The organism is Sinomonas susongensis (assembly GCF_005877005.1).
Taxonomy (GTDB): domain Bacteria; phylum Actinomycetota; class Actinomycetes; order Actinomycetales; family Micrococcaceae; genus Sinomonas; species Sinomonas susongensis.
Genome location: NZ_SSNH01000005.1, coordinates 14,741 through 35,285 on the forward strand (window position 1 = coordinate 14,741; position 20,545 = coordinate 35,285).

The 20,545-nt window shown below is 71.2% G+C and carries 12 protein-coding genes; all 12 read left to right on the forward strand.

Going from position 1 to position 20,545, the window contains the following annotated elements; translation table 11 throughout:
• Positions 1-314: 314 nt before the first annotated feature.
• Entirely contained in the window at positions 315-2,912 is a 2,598-nt protein-coding gene (locus E6A21_RS08050; protein WP_138443640.1) for a LuxR family transcriptional regulator, read from the forward strand.
• Positions 2,909-5,560, forward strand: coding sequence for a LuxR C-terminal-related transcriptional regulator (locus E6A21_RS08055; RefSeq protein WP_138443641.1), 2,652 nt, complete (start codon positions 2,909-2,911; stop codon positions 5,558-5,560). Before E6A21_RS08050 ends, E6A21_RS08055 begins: the two co-directional genes overlap by 4 nt.
• A 367-nt stretch (positions 5,561-5,927) precedes the next feature.
• Complete coding sequence (locus tag E6A21_RS08060; protein WP_138443642.1) at positions 5,928-7,304, forward strand: aminotransferase class V-fold PLP-dependent enzyme; 1,377 nt, start codon at positions 5,928-5,930, stop codon at positions 7,302-7,304.
• A complete protein-coding gene (gene sufU / locus E6A21_RS08065; RefSeq protein WP_138443643.1) occupies positions 7,301-7,756 on the forward strand; it encodes a Fe-S cluster assembly sulfur transfer protein SufU in 456 nt (151 codons plus the stop codon). Before E6A21_RS08060 ends, sufU begins: the two co-directional genes overlap by 4 nt.
• A 172-nt stretch (positions 7,757-7,928) precedes the next feature.
• Complete coding sequence (locus E6A21_RS08070; RefSeq protein ID WP_138443644.1) at positions 7,929-10,601, forward strand: helix-turn-helix transcriptional regulator; 2,673 nt, start codon at positions 7,929-7,931, stop codon at positions 10,599-10,601.
• 1 nt (position 10,602) lies between these two features.
• A complete protein-coding gene (locus tag E6A21_RS08075) occupies positions 10,603-13,311 on the forward strand; it encodes an AAA family ATPase (protein WP_138443645.1) in 2,709 nt (902 codons plus the stop codon).
• Positions 13,312-13,712: 401 nt separating this feature from the next.
• On the forward strand, positions 13,713-15,221 hold the full coding sequence (locus tag E6A21_RS08080; protein ID WP_138443646.1) for a sugar transferase: 1,509 nt from the start codon (positions 13,713-13,715) through the stop codon (positions 15,219-15,221).
• A gap of 131 nt (positions 15,222-15,352) precedes the next feature.
• On the forward strand, positions 15,353-16,525 hold the full coding sequence (locus E6A21_RS08085) for a Gfo/Idh/MocA family protein (RefSeq protein ID WP_138443647.1): 1,173 nt from the start codon (positions 15,353-15,355) through the stop codon (positions 16,523-16,525).
• Positions 16,522-17,517 carry an NAD-dependent epimerase/dehydratase family protein gene (locus tag E6A21_RS08090; RefSeq protein WP_138443648.1) on the forward strand — a complete coding sequence of 332 codons (996 nt, stop codon included), beginning with the start codon at positions 16,522-16,524 and terminating at the stop codon, positions 17,515-17,517. The genes E6A21_RS08085 and E6A21_RS08090 overlap by 4 nt, the downstream gene beginning before the upstream one ends.
• 44 nt (positions 17,518-17,561) lie before the next feature.
• On the forward strand, positions 17,562-18,758 hold the full coding sequence (locus tag E6A21_RS08095; RefSeq protein WP_138443828.1) for a DegT/DnrJ/EryC1/StrS family aminotransferase: 1,197 nt from the start codon (positions 17,562-17,564) through the stop codon (positions 18,756-18,758).
• Entirely contained in the window at positions 18,755-19,420 is a 666-nt protein-coding gene (locus tag E6A21_RS08100) for a NeuD/PglB/VioB family sugar acetyltransferase (protein ID WP_138443649.1), read from the forward strand. The genes E6A21_RS08095 and E6A21_RS08100 overlap by 4 nt, the downstream gene beginning before the upstream one ends.
• Positions 19,417-20,544 (forward strand): DegT/DnrJ/EryC1/StrS family aminotransferase, encoded by a 1,128-nt coding sequence (locus E6A21_RS08105; RefSeq protein WP_138443650.1) that lies wholly within the window; start codon positions 19,417-19,419, stop codon positions 20,542-20,544. The genes E6A21_RS08100 and E6A21_RS08105 overlap by 4 nt, the downstream gene beginning before the upstream one ends.
• The last annotated feature ends 1 nt before the right edge of the window (position 20,545 follow it).

Genomic DNA, 20,545 nt, shown 5'->3' on the forward strand with positions numbered 1-20,545 from the left:
CTGGTTCGTCAAGCACCGGGCGAGACGGAGATGAAGCAATAGCGTCACAATCGGGACTTAAGTCCCGGTTTTCGGCGGGGGTACGGCGCTTCAGGCTCCTGTTCCAAACTCTGGTCCTCCCTGCCCTACTGAATAGTCGCTTCCAAGGGGTATCTTTTGGACACCTGCGTTGGCGGGGGACACGGGGAGGCGCAATGCGGTGGACGGCCGGGGTGTCTGAACGGCACCATGCTGGCGCTCGTGCGTTTGCTTCGGATCGGGTCCAGTGGGCACGGAGCGTCCGCAGCGACGAGCTGCGGGCAGCACGTGAGGCATTGAGCAGTGCCCAGAGCTACGGGATCGTCGTGACGGGAGCGCGCGACATCGGCAAAGGAGCCTTCCAGACAGCCCTCGTCCGGTCGCTTGCGCCAGAGATGTACGCGCAGACCCTCCGCAGCACGATCGGCGGGACCGAAACCCCGTACGGTGCGCTGGCGCCCTTCCTCGCACGGCTTCCTGACGCCGCCCTCGAGAACCCCGCCGCCACCATGCGCGGCATCATGGAACTCTTGACTGCCGACGCTGCCGGACGCCCCGCAGTGATCGCCCTCGAGACGCCAGGCGGCCTGGACGAGCTGAGCACGGCGACGCTCGTGAACCTCATGACCACCGGGACGGCGAAGGTCATCGTCGTCGCGAACCGGACGAGCGACCTGCCCCAGGATTTCCACTGGATGCTCACCGAAGGCCGCATCCGTGAGATCCAGCTCGACCTCCTGAGCGAGGACAAGACGGAACAGGTCCTCGGCGAGGTCCTCGGCGGCATTGTGGCGCGGACCGTGGCGCGCATGCTGCATGCGATGGCCCACGGCAACCCCGAGCTCCTCTACCGCATCGTCGGTGACTTCCTGCAGAGCGGGCAGCTCCGCGTGACCGACGGCGTGTGGACGCTGGCGGAGGACGCCGAGACAACGCGCAGCCGGGAGATCGACGACGTCGTCCGTTCCCGGGTCGAGCGCGAGTCGCCGGAGGTGCAGGCCGTCATCGAGGCGCTCGCATGCGCGCGGCGGCTCCCGCTGCAGCGCATCACGACCGTCTTCGGCGTCGACGTCATCTCCGTGATGGACGAGGCCGGACTCATCGCCGTCGACGAGAGCGAGCACCACTCCGTCTCGCTCTCGGACCCCGTCATGGAGGAGGTCGTCCGCGGGTGGCTGAGCATCCCGCGCAGGCGGGAGCTGCGGGCGAAGATCCTCGGGAACGAGGAGCCGTCCCTTGCGGGCCTCGGCGTCGTCGAACTCCTCGGCTACGCCGCGTGGACCCGAGAGTGCCAGGTCGCTCTCGCACCGTCGCACGCCGTGGCTGCCGCGGGCGCCGCGCTCCGCCTCCACGATCCCCACTTCGCGCTCGACTGCCTCGAGGGAGTTCCGCGGACTCCCAGTTCGTGGGCCACGGTCCAGCTGCTTCGCGCCTACGCCTATCTGGCGCTCGGGCTCCCGGTGCAGGCCCACGTCCTCCTCGAGCAGGTGACGGAGGAGGAGCTCGCCGCCGTGCCGCCCGTGGCCTACGCCAACTTCATCGATGGAATGGCGGCGGTCAAGCGCTCGACGCCGGGACGGGACGGCGAGGTGGGGGCCCTGTTCGAAGAAGCGCGCGCCCGGCTCCTCGTGAACTCTGGCCTGAGCGACGTGCCCGACGACGAAGTCCGGAAGGCGCGTGCCGTGCTGGATCTCGCCGAGTTCGCGGACGCCGCCTACCGGGGTGAACAGGCCAAGGTGCTCGACCGGCTCGAGGCGGCCGCCGCGGGCGTGCAGGGGGGCGACGACGAGCTGAGGCTGCGCTCCGCGTGCCTGCTCATGCAGGCGCAGGTCGCCCTCGGGCGCGAAGACGAAGCGCTCGCGACGCTTCACCGCATCTCGAGCGAGCTCGCCGGCCCCGCAGGCACGTCCCGGGTCCGCCAGGACTTCGTCAACCGGGGCTTCGACGTCCTCCTCCTGAACGGCCACTGGCGCCAGGCGCTCGCGCTCGTGCGCTCGGCCGGCTACGAGACCGTCCCGAGCCTCCGCTTCGCGGGGGCCCACTACGAGTTCGCCTCGGGCCTTGCCCTGGTCTATGCGGGACGCGGCTCGGAGGCCATCTCGCCGCTGCTCGCCGCAATCGCGCAGCTCGAGCAGGGCAACGTGCGGGCAACGCTGGGCTGCGCCTACGCGGCGGCCGCCTTCGCGTTCGCCCAGCAGGGCGACAGTGCGGCGGCCCGAGCCTACCTCGATCGGCTCGAAGGCTGGTCCGCGCCGACGAGCTACACGCTGCGCGCCTCGGCCGAATTCTGCGCCGACATGGCCCGCCGGTGGATCGGCGAGCGGGGCGCCGCGCAGCGCCTCGTCGAGGCCGCGAAGGCTGACATCGCCGCGGGCCGCTGGACTATCGCTGGCATCCGGCTTGTCGGCGCGACCGTTGAGGGCGGGCCAGAGGAGCTGGCCCTGCTCGAGGAAGTCTGCGGACACCGGCAGGGCGCCCTCGCCGACATCGGACGACGGCTCGCCCGCGGAACGCGGCTCCGCAACCTCCAAGACCTTGTGGCGGCGTCCGACCTAGCCGCGGGGCTCGAGCTCGACACGCTCGAGTCGCGGTGCACCGCCGTCGCCCTCGACGTGGCCCGGGACACCGGCGACGTCCGCTCGGCAAGGATCCTGCAAGCCCGGCTCGACCGGCTCACCGGACTCGTGGAAGTCCTCCCGGTGGTGCCCCAGAGCCTCGGACCGCTGCTCACGGCGCGGGAGAGGGAGGTGGCCGTGCTCGCTGCGCGCGGCGAATCGAACCGGACTATCGCGGAGGAGATGGGCCTCTCCGTCCGGACAGTCGAGGGCCATCTGTACCAGGTCTTCTCGAAACTCGGCATCACGTCCCGCGCCGAACTGGCGGGACTCCTGTGAGCGGCCTAGCGTTCGTGGGGCGCTCGCGGGAGGTCGAGCAGTGCGCCGAGATGCTCCGCGGGGGTGTGCCAGCTCTCCTCATCCTCGGCGAGACGGGTGTCGGGAAGTCAGCCCTTGTCGCCGCAGTGCGGTCAGAGCTCGGGGACTACGCCGAGGCGTTCGAGATTCATGGGAGCCCGTCGCTCCAGCGCGTGCCGTACGGCGTCCTCGCTCCTTTCCTGGGCGGCCTGCCGACGGAGAAGGCCGGCTCGCGCATCGCCGTGCTGCGGACCTTCTGGCGCCGCGTCGAGGAACTGCGGACGCAGAGCGAGGGGCGCCTCGTCCTCATCATCGACGACGCGCACACGATTGACACGCTCACGGCCGAGGTGGTGGCCGAGCTGGTCGGGGCCGGGTGGGCCCAGGCCCTCGTCACGTCCCCCGACGGTGCACTGCTCCCGCCGCCCCTCATGCAGCTCTGGATCGACGGCGGAGCCGAGCGCCTCGACCTCGAGCCGCTCACCGCGGCGGAGGCCGCGACCTTCCTCGAGTCGGCGCTCGGAAGCCGGGTCCTCCCGTCCACGGCGCGCCGGTTCTGGCGCGACTCGCAGGGCAACCCCATGCTCCTCCGCTGCCTCATGGACGAGGCGCAGCGCGAGGGCGCCCTCGTCGAGCGGCGCGGGACGTGGCTGCTCGCCTCGGAACCCGAACGGCGCAGCGACGGCCTGGTCGGCCTGGTCCGGGACCAGCTCCAGCGGCTCTCGGCCGAGGAGCGGGAGGCGCTCATGCTCGTCGCGATCGCGCAGCCGGCGCCCCTGAACCTCATCGAGGAGAACTTCGGAGGCGACGTGGTCCGCAGCCTCGTGATGAAGCGGCTCGTCCTTCCGCCCGAGGGTCCCGAGGGCTCGGTGCGCCTGCGGCACGTCGTCTACGGCGAGGCGATCTTCCAGCTCATCCCGCTCATCCGCTCCCTCAAGCTCCAGCAGCTCGCCGCCGGCCACCGGGCGGAGCAGATCTCCACCGCCGACGGCCTCCTGTGCGCCGTCTCGTGGGCGCTTGGCTGTGGCCTGGCCCTCGAGGAGACTACCTTCCTGCGTGCGGCGCGGCTCGCAGCCCGCTTGGGCGAGAACTCCCTGGCCCTGCGCGCAGCGGACGCCGTGACGTCGCCCGAGCTCGAGGCGCAGGCGCGATTCGTGCGCGGGCTCGTCGCCTACACCGCGAACCACTACGGGGAGGCCGTCACGCTCCTCGAGCCATCAGGGAACCTCGGGCCCGAGGGCGTGCTCGCGTCGGGACTCCTCTGGCTCTACAGCCGGGACGCCCTCGGCCATGCGCACGACGACGTCGCCCGGGACCTCGAGCGTCTCGCCGAGACGGGCGGGCCGGGGCCGTGGGACCTGCTCCGACTCGTCTTCGCCTCGGTTCGCGGCGACTACGTGGGCCTCGAGGTCGGCCTCGTGGCGTGGCGGACGGCGTGGCGGGCCGGGGGAGCGACCGAGCGCTCCGCGGCCGAGCGCGGGATCGCGGCTGCGCTCGAAGCAGAGGTCCTCGCATGCCGGGGGCTCCTGCTCGAGGCGATGGCGACGGCCTCCCAGGCGCTCGAGCTCCTCTCCTCCGACGAGACGATGGGTTCGCTCTCCGAGTTCGCCGCCGTCAGGTTCGTCTATGCCGCGGTCTCGGCCGGGCACTGGAACGCCCTCGAGTCCGTCCCCGCGTGGTTCGCCACGCCGCCTCTGCACGAGGACTCGTTCCAGCTCGGCGCGACCCTCCAATGCGCGCGCGGCGTCGCCCTCTTGCGCCAGGGACGCTTCAATTCCGCGCTCGAGCTCCTCGAGCCCACCCTCGAGGAGCTGCGGGTCTGCGACTCCCAGCACGTGTTCCGGCTCTGCGCCGCGGGGGCTGCCTACGCGGCTGCCCGGCAGGGCGACTGGGGTCGGGCAGCGGACTTCCTCGAGGACGCGCGTGCGCCCCACCGGGTGGCGGCGTCGATGATCCGGCCGATCGCCGAGCTGTTCGAAGTCGCGGCGGCCTGCGCGATCGAACCGGACACCGGCTCGCTCGACGCGCTTGAATCCGCGGTCGATGTGGCGTCCCAGGGGGCCCGGCGGGATGTGTGCCTGCAGGGCCTCTTCCTCTGGTTCGACGCCGGCCGGACGGACCGCCTGAACGAGCTCCTCTCGGTGGCGTGGCCCATGGAGGGGCAGTGGGCGGAGGCCGGCGTCCTGCTCGGCGCCGCCTTCGACGAGGGCAGCGCCGACTCGCTCCGTGCGGCAGGCGACGCGCTGCGGAGCGCTGGCTTCCCCCGGCTGGCCCGGGAATGCTACTCGGAGGCCCTCGCCCAGCTCGAGAACGCTCCGTCCCGGGCCGACGCTCGTGCGGTATGGGAGGGGCAGCGGGCGTGCGACACCGAGCTGGGAGAGGCGGAGGCCGCCGCGCAGCCCGCGGCTCCCGTCGGCGAGCTCACTCGCAGGGAACGCCAGATCGTCGCGCTGGCCATCAGCGGCCTCAGCGACCGCGAGATCGCGGACCGGCTGACCGTCTCGGTGCGTACGGTCGAGGGGCACCTCTACCGCGCGTATTCGAAGTTGGGGGTGAGCAGCCGTGAGCAGCTTTCCTCCGCCGTCGGCCTCGCACCGGAGAATGAGTACACGGCTCCGCAGGGCAAGTAGTGGCGGTTCGGCCGACACGGTGCAAATGGGTAGTCGCCACTCATGCCCTCCGTCCCCAATCGTGCGAGAGTTGTGCCACAGCCGATCGGGTCGGCTGATGGCACCGCCACCAAGGACGGAGCCGGCGACGACGGAACCTCCCCGAGACCAAGGTTCCTCCCCCAGCCGTCGCCGGCTCCTTCTTGTGGGGAAACCGCTCCTTCTTGTGGGGAAACAGGATTCTGGGGGATCAGTCTCCCGGGCTGGCCAGGGCCGCGGGAACGCGTGGGAGAATGGATTGCGGCACATAGCCGTACCCTAATTTGCGAGACACGCTGCGAGACAGCAGTCCTCGGAATTCATTCTTCCCTGTGAAGGAGCCGCCACCGTGGCCCTCGTCAGTATTCCGGCCCCACTCCGGCCTGACTCCGCCGACCCCGCGCATCCCTCCGACCTCGACGATTCCGAGGTTGAGCGCATCCGCCACGACTTCCCGGCCCTCGGCCAAGAGCTCGGCGGACGGCCCCTCGTCTACCTCGACTCGGGGGCGACCTCGCAGAAGCCACGCAGCGTCCTCGAGGCCGAGCAGGACTTCTACGAGACGCGGAACGCCGCGGTCCATCGCGGTGCGCACGAGCTCGCCGTGCGGGCCACGGATGCGTACGAGGAAGCCCGGGCGGCCGTCGCCGGCTTTGTCGGAGCCGACCCTGCCGAGCTCGTATGGACGTCGAACGCGACGGAGGCGCTCAATCTCGTCGCCTACGCGTTCTCCAACGCCACGCTCTGGGCCGAGCGCGGCCGCGGGGGATCGGAGCTGCGCCGGTTCGCGCTGGGCCCCGGGGACGAGATCGTCGTCACGGAGCTCGAGCACCACGCCAACCTGATTCCCTGGCAGGAACTCGCCTTCCGCACTGGGGCCGCGCTTCGCTACATCCCGATCGACGACGACGGGCGGCTCGACCTCGCAGAGGCCTCGCGCATCATCGGGCCGAATACGCGCCTCGTCGCCTTCTCGCATGCCTCCAACGTGCTCGGCACGGTGAGCCCGGTCGAGGAGCTCGTCGGCCTCGCGCGCCGCGCCGGGGCCTTCACGGTGCTCGACGCATGCCAGTCGGTGCCGCACCAGCCCGTGGACTTCAAGCAGCTGGACGTCGACTTCGCCGCGTTCTCCGGCCACAAGATGCTCGCGCCCACCGGCATCGGCGCGCTCTACGGGCGCCGGGAGCTGCTCGACGCACTCCCGCCGTTCCTCGTGGGGGGCTCGATGATCACCACCGTCACGATGGAGCGGGCCGACTACCTCCCCGCCCCGCAGCGGTTCGAGGCCGGCACCCAACGCATCTCCCAGGCGGTAGCGTTCGCCGCCGCCGTCGACTACCTCCGCGAGACCGGGATGCAGCGCATCGCGGCACGGGAGGCGCGCCTCGGCGAGCGGCTGGCCGAGGGCATCGCAGCCCTCGACGGCGTGCGGCTCCTCGGGCCCGCGCCCGGCGAGGACTGGTACGGACACCCCCGGTTCGGCATCGCAGCGTTCGACGTCGCCGGGGTGCACGCGCACGACGTCGGCCAGTTCCTCGACAGCCGCGGCATCGCCGTCCGAGTCGGCCACCACTGCGCCCAGCCGCTGCACCGCCGGCTCGGCCTCACGGCCTCCACACGGGCGAGCGCCTACCTTTACACGACCGAGGCCGAGGTCGATTCCTTCCTCGCGTCCCTTGCCGAGGTCCGCGGCTACTTCGGTCTGACTTCCAAGGCGGGATCATGAGCCTCGACGCGCTGTACCAGCAGGTCATCCTCGAGCACGCGAAGGAGCGCCATGGGAGCGGCTTCGCGGACACGCTCGGTGAGGCCCAGGCCGCCGGCCTGGGCGAGTCGCATCAGCTCAACCCGGTGTGCGGCGACGAGGTGACGGTGCGGGTCGCGGTCGCCGACGGGGCGATCCAGAGCCTCCGCTGGGAGGGCCAGGGCTGCTCGATCTCGATGGCGTCGGCTTCCGTGCTGCATGATCTGGCCGAAGGCGCAAGCCCCGAGGAGTTCCGGCGGCTCGCTGAGGCGTTCCGGGAGATGATCCGCTCCCGAGGACAGATCCCGGGCGACCCCGAGGTGCTCGGCGACGCCGCTGCCTTCGAGGGCGTCTCCCGCTACGCCGCGCGGGTCAAATGCGCGATGATCGCGTGGGTCGCGGCTGAGGACGCGGCGCGCCAGGCTACCGGCTGAACCACCGCTGACAGAGTCTGGCCGGTTCAGCACGAGGCGCAGTTCCCTATTGCGGGACTGCGACTTCGGCGTACGCTATGGCTGACTCGGGGCCGCATGTCCCTGCCGCCTCCGAGGGGGGAGGCTTGCCATGCTGCGGGATTCCGCTGTCTGGGTTCAGCCGGCACGGCCTGTGAAGGCGCCAGCTGATCCGACCGAACGGCAGGCCGACAGGCTCCGCTGGGCCATGCTCGTGCGGCAGGGCGAGCTGGACGCCGCGGTGCACGCGATCAAGGACACCGGCTCGCTCGGCACGGTCATCACCGGACCGCCCGGCGTCGGCAAGTCGTTCCTCGCCAGTGCAGTCCTGTCCTCACTCGGTTCGGGCGTCTATCCGCTCCGCCTCCGCACATCGACCACCGGTCCGTCGTCGGCCTACGCGTGCCTCGGCGCCCTGCTTGCCCGCCTGCCCAAGGGGGCGTCGGCGTCGTCCACGGGGCTGCTCCTCGCCGTCGAACGCATGCTGCGGGAGGACGCCGCGGGGCAGCCCGTGGTGCTCGTCGTCGAATTCGCCGGCCCAATCGACGAGGCGAGCATAGGGGTCCTGCTCCATCTCCTCCTGAGCGGGACCGCCCGCCTCCTCGCCGTCGCCCAGCGGGCGACCGACCTCCCCGCCGACTTCCTGCGGCTCGTGCGCCGGCGCCGCCTCGCAGAGATCCCCCTGCGGGGCATCGGCATGCCCGAGACCCGACGCCTCGTCTCGGCCCTCGTGGACGGCCGGGTCGCGTCGTCGGCGGTCGGCGAGCTGCACCACGCGTGCGGCGGCAATCCCGCAGCCGTCCAAGGGATCGTCCGGCGAGAGCGGTCGAGCGGAAACCTCCACAAGCGCGGCGGGGTCTGGACGCTCGACGCGCCCGTACAGCCTGAACAGGGGAGCGGAACGGACGAGATCATCCGAGCCCGCTGGGCCCGCGAACCCCAGGACGTCCGGGAGGTGATCGAGCACCTCGCGGTGGCCCGGCGGGTCCCGATCGCGGGACTCGCCGGGCTCTTCGGCTCCGAAGTCCTCGTCGACATGGAGGACAGGTCGATCATCGCCGTCGACGGCTCCGAACACCGCTGCGCCTACCTGCGGGAACCACGCATGGCAGAGCTCGTGCGCGAGCGGCTGGGGCCGGACCGGCACCGCGAGCTCGCCTCGCTGACGTCGCTCGGAGGTGCGCCCGAGGAGTCCGGGCTCGACCGGGAGGACCTGGTCTCGTACGTCGAGTGGTCGCTGGACGTCGGCAGCAAGGTGGGCTCCGAGCTCGTCGTCCACGCGGCACGCGCCGCGATCGGCCTGTTCGAGCCGCTTCGGGCCCTCGACATCCTGGACCGTGCCGGGAACCTGCGCGAACCGCTCCTGGTCGAGGCGGCATTCCACCGCGCGTCCGCCCTCTCGCTCCTCGAGCGGAAGGACGAGGCACTCGACGTGCTCGATTCGCTGCCGCCGGATGTCGTCGAGCGCCTCGAACCCATTGCACGGGCGCGCCACGCAGCCGCGAAGTCAGAGCTCCTCACGTGGCTTCCGGAGCGGGGGGACGCGCAGGAGCCGCTCCACGCAGCGTGGGACGCCTCCGCCCGGACTCCCCAGGCGGACCCTGCGGCGGTCCGGGACGCAGGGGAGATCCTCGACCTCGCCGAGTTCCGCATCCGCGCGTTCAGAGGCGACTTCTCGCCCGTCCTCGATTCCCTCGAGTCCGCCTCCCGTCGCGTCGGGTCAAGCGAGGACTTCCGGCGCGAGAGCTCGCTTCTCCTCGCCCAGGGCTGGGCGGCCTGCGGGCGCGAGGCGGACGCCGCGGCGCTCATCGCGTCCCTGGCGCTCAACTCGCCGCAACGCGTGGACGAGGACGCATACGTCGCCGCTGCCTTCGCCGTCTGGATCGCGAACGGCGACTGGAAGCGCTGCGTCGACCTCTGCGAGAGCTACGTGGACCGCGGCGGGCGGCGGCTGAGCCTGCGGGGCGGCCTCGCCGAGCTGTTCCTCGCCCTCGCGCTCGCCATCGCGGGCCGGGCCAGTACCGCGCTCGGCCCGCTCCTCAACGCCATCGCCCAGCTCGAGGAGTTCCCCGCCCGCAATGCGCTCGCCACGGCGTACGCGGCGACCGCGTTCGCGTATGCCCAGCTCGGCGACACCGGGGAGGCAGAGGGCTATCTCCAACGTGCCCGGGACGCGGCAGGGAAAGCAGCTCCCTGGCTCTTCGGGTACCTCGCGGAGTTCTGCGAGGGCATGGCCCTCCGCTGGCTCGGGGATCCCGGAGCGTCCGCGTTCCTGCTCGAACGCGCCGCCGCCGAGGAAGCCGCAGGCAGGATCGCCGCGGCCGGCAACGAGGTCTTCGGGGCGAGCGTGCCCGGCACGGAGCGAGAGTTCCTGTGGATCGAACGCCTCGCACACCGCAGGCAGGGGGCGCTCGCGCATCTCATGGCCTCGATTGCATCGGCATCCCGCCGCAAGGATCCCGAGGCCCTCCTCGACGCGGCCGAGGTCGCCTACGGGATGGAACTCGACGAGATAGAGGCGCGCTGCGCGGCCCTCGCGCTCGACTTCGCACGGGACCGCGCCGACTCCGCCGCTGCCGGCCGCGCCCAGACTCGCCTGGACCGGCTCACCCGAGTCCTCCCGATGCTTCCGCTCGTGCCCCAGGTGCCAGCGCCCGTCCTCACCGAACGTGAACGGCAGATCGCCGTCATGGCGGCCTCGGGCGCCGCCAACCGGGACATCGCCGAAGCGGTCGGCGTCTCCGTGCGGACGGTGGAGGGCCACCTCTATCAGGTCTTCATGAAACTCGGAGTGTCGTCCCGGGCCGGACTCGACGGACTGGTCTGACGTGACGGACACGACCGCGAGCATGGGGGTTCACTTGGCGGGAACGTCATTCATCAGGGACACGGCGCGGCAGGATCTCGCCGCTGCCGCTGCGGAGGCGCTGCGGCGTGAAGGGCCAGCCGCAGTCCTTGTCGTGGGCGAAAGCGGCTCGGGCAAGACGCACCTCCTCGAGGGGATCGTCGAGGCCCTCGACAACGGCGTCGAGGTCATGCGCATCCACACGGGGCGAAGCCTCCGCTCGATCATGTACGCAGCACTCATCGAGCGACTGCCGCGGCTCGCACCGGAGGACGTCCAAGACCGGATCAGCGTGCTCCGGGCCCTCTGGGCCGAGCTGCACCGCATGGCAGACCAAGCGGCGGGCCGCCAGATCGTCCTGGTCGTCGACGACGCCCAGGACCTCGACGACGGCTCCGCCGGCCTGATCGCGGAGGCCGTCGCGTCGTCGTGGGTCCGACTGCTCGCCGCGGGAACGTCCCGCAATGGGCTGCCGCGCGACTTCCTGGACATGTGGCACGACGGGATCGCGGAGCGGATCGAGCTCGGTCCACTCACCCTCGAGGAAAGCCGCCTGGTTGCCGAGCGGAGGCTCGGCGGGCGGCCGAGCCTCACGGCGGCCAACGTGCTCCACGCGCTCAGCGGGGGCAACCCCCTTCACCTCCTCTCGCTCATCGACGAGGCCCTCGAGGCCGGCACGCTCGTGTCCCGGCAGGGCATCTGGATCCTCACGGGAGGCTTCACGAGCCGCGGCGACGCGCTCGCCGAGACCGTCCGCAGCTCGATGGAGCAGCTCACCCCGGCCGACCGCGAGGCCCTCATGCTCGTCGCGCTCACCGAACCGCTTCCGCGGGCAGCGGCCCGCGCGCTCATCGACAGGGACACGCTCGACAAGCTGTCCGACTTGGGCTGGTTCGCCGATCCGGGAGCCGACGGCCTCCGCATCCGCTTTCCCCTGGAGGCGGACGCCGTTCGGCGCATGACGACGGCGACGCGCCGCCTGCACATCTACCGGCACGCGCTGGGCCTCGGCGGCGACGAGATCCGGCAGCCCGCCAACGAGCTGCGCCTCCTCGAACTCGCCCTCGACACCGGCGCGACCCTCCCGGCCGCGGAACTCGTCCGTGGCGCTTCGGCGGCCGTCCGGCGGTTCCGGAACGAGCTGGGGCTCCGGGCGGCGTCCCTCATCGACCGTGACGCCGAGCGCTCGCTCGCGCGCGGCCTCGTCGCCCGCGCATACCTGAACCTGGGCGACCCCCAGGCGGCGCTGGCCGCACTCAACGTTCAGCCTGCGACCCCTACGGACGCTCGCGACGTCCTCACGGGGTCGCTCCTCAAGTTCAGCGCGAGGGTTGCCGTGGGCGAGCTCGACGGCGTCGAAGAGGACGCCGCGGCGCTCGAGCGTGCCGCAAATGCCGTCGACAGCAGCTCGGGAAGCGGGCTCCCCTTTGGCCCCGGTGCCAAGGAGTCCGTGCTGAGGCGTGCCCGGCTCCTGCGCGCGCTCGCGGCGCTCGAGCGAGCCGACTTCGACGCGGTCTCCGCCGCCGTCGCCCACGACGGGCGCCTCCCGCAGGCCTCCCTCCCGCCCGTCGAACGGAACCTCTGGCTCTTCCTCGAAGCCGATACGCAGCTCGCTGCGGGCCGGTACGAGACGGCCGCGCGCGCCGCCGGACTCGCCCTCTCGGACAGCGGTGGCGACGACGAGCACTTCCCGCTCGAGGAGTTCGGGCTCGTTCGGTACCTGAGCGCGGCCCTCCTTGCCGGCGACTGGGCAAGCGTCGACTCCGTCCTGAACTCGTACCCGGGTGCGCACATGCGGCCCATCGTCGTGTTCGGACCTGGCCTCTACTGCGCCCGCGCATATGCGTTGCTGCGGCAGAGCCGCGACGAGGAGGCGAGGCTCCTCCTCCACGACGTGGCCGAGAACCTTGAACTGCTCGATCCGCTTCACCTGCGCGGGGTCGCCAATGCGCTCGCCGCGTGGGCTGCCGCGGCAGGAGGCCATGCGGCGGAGGCCCGCGAACGCCTTGTCCGTGCCCAGCAGACCGCGGGCATCGGCAGCGCGGCCATGCGCGAGCTCGCAGCAATGCACAGCGCGGGGGCACAGGAGCTCCTCGCTCCCGGTTCCGGGCTTCCCGAGCTCGAGGCCATTGCGGAGGCCGACCGCGAGGCGGGCCGGCCGGGCTGGGAGCTCATCGCGCGGGTACTCGCGTTCGAACTCGGCGCGGTCGAAGGGGCCGAGCGCAGTGCTGAGCTCGCGGAAGCCGCGCAGGGGGCGTGGGCTGCCGCATGGGGAGCATGGGCGCGCGCGGTCGCCGCCGGAAGCGGCGACGGATACCTCGCGGCAGGGGACCTGTTTCAGAAGCTCGGCCTCTTCCGACGGGCACGCGCCGCCTACGCGCGTGCCGCGGGCTGCTTCGACAGCGCCGGCGACCGGGCCGCCGCCCGCAGGGCCGGCGCCGCCGCCCGGGCGTGCGAGGGGCTTCCCGGCTCGGGGGGCGCGGGAGAACAGGAGGAGGCGATCCTCGCCTCGCTCCGTCTGAGCCGACGCGAGCAGGACGTCGTCGACCTGGCCGTCGAAGGGCTCAGCGACCGGCAGATCGCCGACCGCCTCCACCTCTCGGTGCGGACCGTCGAGGGCCACCTGCACCGCAGCTACGCGAAACTGGGCATCCGGAGCCGCGACGAACTGCATGACGCCGTGCAAGAGTAGCAGGGCACGCAGTGCAGGAGTAGCAGGGCACGCAGTGCAGGGCTCGGGGCGTAGGGCCGGACAAGTATGCGGGCGGCCCGCTACCTGCGTCGTCTCCCGCGTGATTCCGGGCTTTCCCTGCCCCCTTCAGCCTTTTTGGGGTGACCCGCGGGGACTCATCGGGGCCGGTCCGAGTACTCGGCCTCCTGCCGCCCGGAGGACTGCGAGGCGTACGCGTGGTCCACTTCGGGCCTCCTGCGTACCCGGCAAGGGTTACCCCTCGGAACCCCTCCGAAAGCTCGGGTACCGACTACTGGTGACCTGCTGTGGCCGTAGGTCTGTACTGGTTGAGGGAGGAGCCGGTCAGCAGCATCGACGCCTTGGGGAAGCCAGAAGCAGGTCATCTCGGCCAGGAGCAGGTCATGTCGGTAGGCGCAGAACAGAACATCGGGAGCTCCATCCCGTCGTGGCGCGGGACGAGGCTCATGTCGCTCCTCGGTCTCGGATCGTCGGCGACGCGGATCGCGCGTTCGGCGCGGGCCCAGGTCTGGCCCAGGCGATACGCGCTCTACCTGCGCGTTGCCGATACCGTGATCGTGTTCGCGGCAGTGGCCATCGGACTCCTGTTCGGTGGCGCCGGCCCGCACACTGCGATCGCTCTCGTCCTGATCGCCGTAGTCTGGCCGATTGCCCTGGGCGTCTACGGAAGCCGCGACGGGTCCGTCTTCGGCATCGGCGCGGAGGAGTACCGGCGCGTCGTCGCGGCGTCCGTCCAGCTCTTCGCCGTCATGGCCATCACGGCGCTCCTCGTCTCGGACTGGCTCCCGGCCCGCGTCTTCACCCTCGTGTTCGGGACCGGCCTCTTCGGCCTGCTCATGGCCCGCTGGTCGACCCGGCGCTGGCTCAACGCCCAGCGCCAGAACGGGCTCTACCTGACGCCCGCTGTCGTCGTCGGCGAACCCGAGGACGTGCGCTACGTGATCCGACGGATCTCGGCGAGCAGCGGCGCCCCCTACAACGTCCTCGGTGCCGTCCTTCCCGGCGGCCGGCGCGGCCAGTCCCTCGCCGTCGACGGGAACCGGCTTCCGGTGCTCAGCTCCATCGACGACGTCGTGCGGACGGTCGCGCTCAAGAAGGCCGGCGCCGTCATCATCGCCGGACCCGTTCCGGGAGGGAACCAGTACGTGCGGGAACTCGGCTGGAACCTCGAACAGTACGACGCCGAGCTCGTCCTCGCGTCGACGCTCACGAACGTCGCGGGGCCGCGGATCCATTGGCGGCCCGTCCAGGGGCTGCCGCTCATGGAGGTCGACCTCCCGCACTACTCGGGCGCCAAGCATGTCGTGAAGCGGGGGATGGACATCCTGTTCGCTGCGGGGGCACTCGCGGTCCTCTCTCCGATCCTCGCGGTGCTGGCCTGCATCGTCCGCCTCGACTCGCCGGGCCCGGTCCTGTTCCGGCAGGAACGGATCGGCAAGGACGGCAAGCCCTTCAAGATGCTCAAGTTCCGCTCGATGGTGCCGACCGCCGAAGAGCAGCTCGGGAAGCTCGCCCAGGCAAACGAGGGCGCGGGCGTGCTGTTCAAGGTCAAGAACGATCCGCGCGTCACCCGGTGCGGCCGCTGGATGCGTCGTTTCTCGCTCGACGAGCTCCCGCAGTTCGTCAACGTCCTCAGGGGCGAGATGAGCCTCGTCGGCCCGCGGCCGCCGCTCGCGCGGGAAGTCGGACAGTACGAGCGCTTCACCCACCGTCGCATGCTCATCAAGCCGGGCATCACCGGCCTCTGGCAGGTGAGCGGGCGGTCCGACCTCGACTGGGACGACGCAGTCCGGCTCGACCTCTACTACGTCGAGAACTGGTCGCTCCTGGGCGACCTCATGATCCTCTGGAGAACCTTCCGGGCCGTGGTGGCCCCAATCGGGGCCTACTGACGGGGCCTGCTGACTCGGGGCCCCCTGATGCCGGCACTTGCCGGCCGGGTCACCGACACCGAACCGATCTTCACATCCTGCCGCATCCATCCAAACGCAACGACCCGCCGCACCCGTAAGGAGAGGCAATCATGGCAGACCTTCCCTACTCGCTCGTCCCACTGAGGACCGCGAGCCCAGCGAGCCAGCACTCGCGCCCGCTTGGCGTCGTCGTCGTCGGGGCCGGATACTGGGGGCCCAATCTGGCCCGCAACTTCCAGCGCTCTGAGGATTGGGAGCTCCGGGCCATCTGCGATCTGGACGTCGAACGCGCAGAGGGCCTCGCCCGGCAGTACGGCGTTGCCTCGTGCGGCTCGCTCGACGAGGCCCTCGACACCCTGGACTTCGACGCCGTCGCGATCGCGACCCCCGCGCGGACCCACCACGGGGTGGCGCTCACGGCCCTCGGAGCCGGCAAGCACGTGCTCGTGGAGAAGCCGCTCGCGGATCACTGGGACAAGGGTTCGGAGATGGTCACCACCGCCGAGGACAACGGCCTCATCCTCATGGCGGACCACACCTACTGCTACACGCCGGCGGTCCAGAAGATGCGCGAGCTGCTCCTCGAGGGCGAGCTCGGCGACATCCTCTACGTCGACTCCGTCCGGATCAACCTCGGACTCGTCCAGCCGGATGTCGACGTCTTCTGGGACCTCGCGCCCCACGACCTCTCGATCCTCGACTACATCCTCCCGGAGGGCCTGAGGCCCGACGCGGTGGCGGCGCACGGCGCGGACCCGCTCGGAACGGGACGCGATTGCGTCGGCCACCTCTCGTTCGACCTCCCGTTCGGCGCGATGGCGCACATCCACGTCAACTGGCTCAGCCCCACGAAGATCCGGCAGATGGTCATCGGCGGCACCCGCCGCACGCTCGTGTGGGACGACCTCAACCCGCAGCAGCGCCTGAGCATCTACGACCGCGGGGTGCAGCTTCCGCATCGCAGCCCCCGGGCGGGGGCCGAACGGCGTGAGGCAGCCATCTCGTACCGGCTCGGCGACACGTGGTCGCCGGCGCTGCCGGAACGCGAGGCGCTCGGCCAGATGGTCGCCGAATTCGCGTCAGCGATCCGCGGGGAGCGGCCCCCGGCCACAAGCGGAGCATCAGCCCTCCGCGTGCTCGGAGTGCTCGAGGCGACGAGCCGCAGCCTCCAGGGAAGTGGCGCGCAGGCCACGGTGAATCCGGCCGAGGGACTCAGGCTCGAAGAACCGTACGGGGCTCCGCTCGTGGAAGAAGGCGCACTCAGGCAGGGGGCAGGAGCATGACCGTCTTGGCCGGAGCCCGTGTGCTCGTGACCGGGGGAGCCGGGACCATCGGCTCGACCATCGTCGACCAGCTCCTGGACGCGGGCGTCGAGCACGTCGACGTCCTCGACAATCTCACGCGCGGTCGCCTCGCCAACCTCGACCATGCCCTCGCGACCGGGAGAGTCCGGCTCATCGAAGGCGACCTCCGGGACCGTGACACCGTGCACGATGCGACCGTTGGGAAGGACCTCGTCTTCCATGAGGCGGCCATCCGCATCACGCAGTGCGCCGAGGAACCGCGGCTGGCCCTCGAGGTGCTCGTCGACGGGACCTTCACAGTCCTCGAAGCGGCATCCCAGCACGGCGTCGACAAGGTGGTTCTTGCCTCGAGCGCATCGGTGTACGGCGAAGCGGACGAGTTCCCGACGCCCGAACGGCACCACCACCACAACAACGACACCCTGTATGGGGCCGCGAAGAGCTTCAACGAGGGGCTCGCCCGGAGCTTCCGGGCAATGTACGGACTGGACTACGTGGCCCTCCGCTACTTCAACGTCTACGGGCCGCGGATGGACGTCCACGGGCTCTACACCGAGGTCCTGGTCCGGTGGATGGAGCGCATCGCCGACGGGCGACCGCCCCTCGTGTACGGCAACGGCGAGCAGACCATGGACTTCGTCTACACGACGGACGTTGCCCGCGCGAACATCTACGCCGCCGAGGCGCTCGTGAGCGAGGGCGTCTACAACGTCGCGAGCGGGACTGAGACAAGCCTGCTCGCGCTCGCGGTCGCCCTCCTCGACGCGATGGACTCCGACCTCTCCGTGGAGTTCGGGCCGGAGCGCAAGGTCAACGGGGTCGCCCGACGGCTGGCTGACACGACGGCGGCAGCCCGCGACCTTGGCTTCCGCGCCGAGATGCCGCTCGAGGAGGGCCTCCGCCGCCTCGTCGCGTGGTGGCGGCCGCTCCGCGAGGAGATCGCGGCGGCCCGAGTAGTGGCGGCGTCGTGAGCACCGTCGACGAGGGCGTCGCCGCGCTCGAGCGCATCAACGTCATGAAGCCCTGGGTCGGCGCCGAGGAGGCCGACGCAGTCGCGGAGGTCATCGCGTCCGGTTGGCTGGCCCAAGGCCCGCGCGTCGCGGAGTTCGAGTCCGCGTTCGCTGCGGCACAGGGAGTGACGTGCGGGGTGGCGGTCTCGAGCTGCACGGCCGCGCTGCACCTCGCGCTGCTTGTCGCGGGCGTCAAGCCGGGGGACGAGGTGGTGGTTCCGTCCTTCTCCTTCATCGCGACCGCGAATGCGCCGCGGTATGTGGGCGCCGTGCCCGTGTTCGCGGACGTCGATCCCATGACCGGCAACATGACCGCCGAGACCGTCGCCGAGGTCCTCGGGCCCCGGGTGAGTGCCGTGGTCGTCGTCGACCAGGGCGGGATGCCGGCCGACGTCGGCCCCCTCGCCGAGCTCTGCGGCGCCCGCAGCATCGCGCTCATCGAGGACGCGGCGTGTGCCGCAGGCTCACGGTACCGCGGGCGTCCCGTGGGAATCGGCGCGGACGTCGCGGCATGGTCCTTCCACCCGCGCAAGCTGCTTACGACCGGCGAGGGCGGCATGCTCACGACCGACCGCGAGGACTGGGCGGCGCGGGCAACCCGGCTGCGCCAGCACGCCGCGAGCGTCTCGGCCGCCGAGCGGCACGAGGCCGTGCGCGCCCCAGCGGAGCAGTACACCGAGCTCGGCTACAACTTCCGGATGACGGACGTCCAGGCGGCGATCGGGATCGTCCAGCTGAGGCGTCTCCCGGCGATGATCGAGCGGCGCCGCGCCCTTGCGGCGGCCTACCGGGAGGCGCTCGACGACGTCCCCGGGCTCAGGTTCGTCGAGGACCCGCCCGAGGGCGAGTCGAACTTCCAGTCGTTATGGGCCGAGGTCGGCGACGATTTCCCGCTCACTCGGGATGGGCTCCTCGACGCGCTCGCAGTCGAGGGCATCTCGGCCCGGACGGGAATCATGGCCTCCCACCTCGAACCGGCCTTCGCCGGCCAGCCGCCTCGGGTGCCGCTCCCGGTGACCGAGCGGCTCACGGCCCGCACCCTCATCCTGCCCCTCTACCACGAGCTCGGAGAGGAGGGCGTGGAGCGCGTGGCCGACGCCGTCCGCCGCGCCGCTCAGACGCAGAAGGTGCCTGATACGCAGAAGGTGCCTGATACGCAGAAGGTGCCGACCCACCAGAGGCGGGCGGGGGAACTGACGTGACTGAGCTCCTCCTCGTCGCCGCGAGCGGCCTAGCCCGCGAGGTCATGTCCCTCGTGCGGGGCGGAGACGACTTCGACCTCCTCGGGATCCTCGACGACGATCCCATCCGCGCCGGCAGCCTCCTCGACGGCGCACACGTCCTGGGCCCGCTGGCCGAGGTGCGAAAGCATCCCGGTGCGCGGGTCGCGGTGTGCGTCGGGAGTGGGGCCATCCGCGCCGACATCGTCCGCCGCCTCGCTTCCCTCGGGCTTCCGCCCGGGCGGTTCGCCACGATCGTGCATCCGAGTGTCATGGTGCCCGAGGGCTGCACCGTGGGGGAAGGGAGCATCCTGCTCGCGAACGTCGTCATGACGGCCGCCGTCTCGCTGGGGCGGCACGTCGTCGTCATGCCAGGGGTCACGTTCACCCACGGTGACGTCGCTGACGACTACGCGACGTTCGGTGCCGGGGTCTCGCTCGGCGGATCCGTCGTCGTCGGGCGCGCGGCCTATCTGGGAATGAACAGCAGCATCCGGCAGCGCACCCGGGTGGGTGCGCGCGCCGTCATCGGAATGGGGGCAGCCGTCGTCTCGGACGTGCCCGAAGGGCAGACGTGGGTTGGCGTCCCCGCCCGGCCCATGTCCCAGGACGCCCACGTCGCGGGATCCAGGGGAGAGTCATGACAGCCGAGGCGCAGGCAGGCCGAGTCCAGAGGGTTCCCTTCGTGGACCTCGTCGCCCAACAGCAGGAAGTGAGCTCCGACGTCGTACCCGAGGTGGTGCGGGCGCTCGACACGGGCGCCTTCATCGGCGGACCGCAGGTCACGGCGTTCGAGGAGGAATACGCGGACTTCATCGGGGTGGGCGCCTGCATCGGCGTCGCCAATGGCACCGACGCGCTCGAGCTCGCGCTCAGGGCAGTCGGCGTCGGGCCGGGCGGTGAGGTGATCCTGCCCGCGAACACCTTTGTGGCAACCGCCGAAGCCGTCGTTCGCGCCGGGGCGCGCCCGGTGCTCGTCGACGTCGAGCCCGAAACCCTGCTCATCGACACCGACGAGGTGGGCCGGGCGGTGGGGCCTAGGACGCAGGCCATCGTCCCGGTCCACCTTTTCGGACAGACCGCGCCGGTCGAGTCGCTCGTGCCGCTCGCAGCGCACCGCGGCCTCGCCGTCGTCGAGGACGCCGCGCAGGCTCACGGCGCGAGGCACTACGGCCGCTCCGCCGGCTCGCTCGGGCACATCGCAGCAACGAGCTTCTACCCCGGCAAGAATCTGGGTGCCGCGGGCGACGGCGGCGCGGTCACCACCAACGACCCCATCCTCGCCGACATGGTGCGCCTCCTTGCCGCGCACGGAAGCCGTGTGAAGTACGTGCACGAGATCGTGGGATTCAACTCGCGCCTCGATGCCATGCAGGCCATCGTCCTGAGGGCCAAGCTGCGCAGGCTCGCCGATTGGAACGCACGACGGCGCGCGGCCGCCCGGCTGTACGCGGAGCTGCTCGACGGGGTGCCGGGTGTACGCACGCCCCGCAGCCGTCCCGGCAACGAGGACGTGTGGCACCTGTACGTGATCCGCGCCGAGGACCGCGAGCGCGTGCAGTCCGCGCTCGCCGGCGCCGGGATCGGGACGGGGATCCACTACCCGACTCCCGTGCACCTCACCGAGGCGTTCTCCTACCTCGGCTACCACCCGGGCGACTTCCCCGTGGCCGAGGAGGCCTCCTCGCAGATCCTGTCGCTGCCGATGTTCCCGCACATCACGCCGGAGCAGCAGAGGCTCGTGGCCGAGGTGGTGCGGGGATGCTGAG

Bases quoted from the DNA above. Each gene is read 5' to 3' on its own strand.
- sufU (WP_138443643.1), top strand. From the start codon at position 7,301: ATGAGCCTCGACGCGCTGTACCAGCAGGTCATCCTCGAGCACGCGAAG.
- E6A21_RS08090 (WP_138443648.1), top strand. From the start codon at position 16,522: ATGACCGTCTTGGCCGGAGCCCGTGTGCTCGTGACCGGGGGAGCCGGG.
- E6A21_RS08105 (WP_138443650.1), top strand. From the start codon at position 19,417: ATGACAGCCGAGGCGCAGGCAGGCCGAGTCCAGAGGGTTCCCTTCGTG.
- E6A21_RS08095 (WP_138443828.1), top strand. From the start codon at position 17,562: ATGAAGCCCTGGGTCGGCGCCGAGGAGGCCGACGCAGTCGCGGAGGTC.
- E6A21_RS08080 (WP_138443646.1), top strand. From the start codon at position 13,713: ATGTCGGTAGGCGCAGAACAGAACATCGGGAGCTCCATCCCGTCGTGG.
- E6A21_RS08085 (WP_138443647.1), top strand. From the start codon at position 15,353: ATGGCAGACCTTCCCTACTCGCTCGTCCCACTGAGGACCGCGAGCCCA.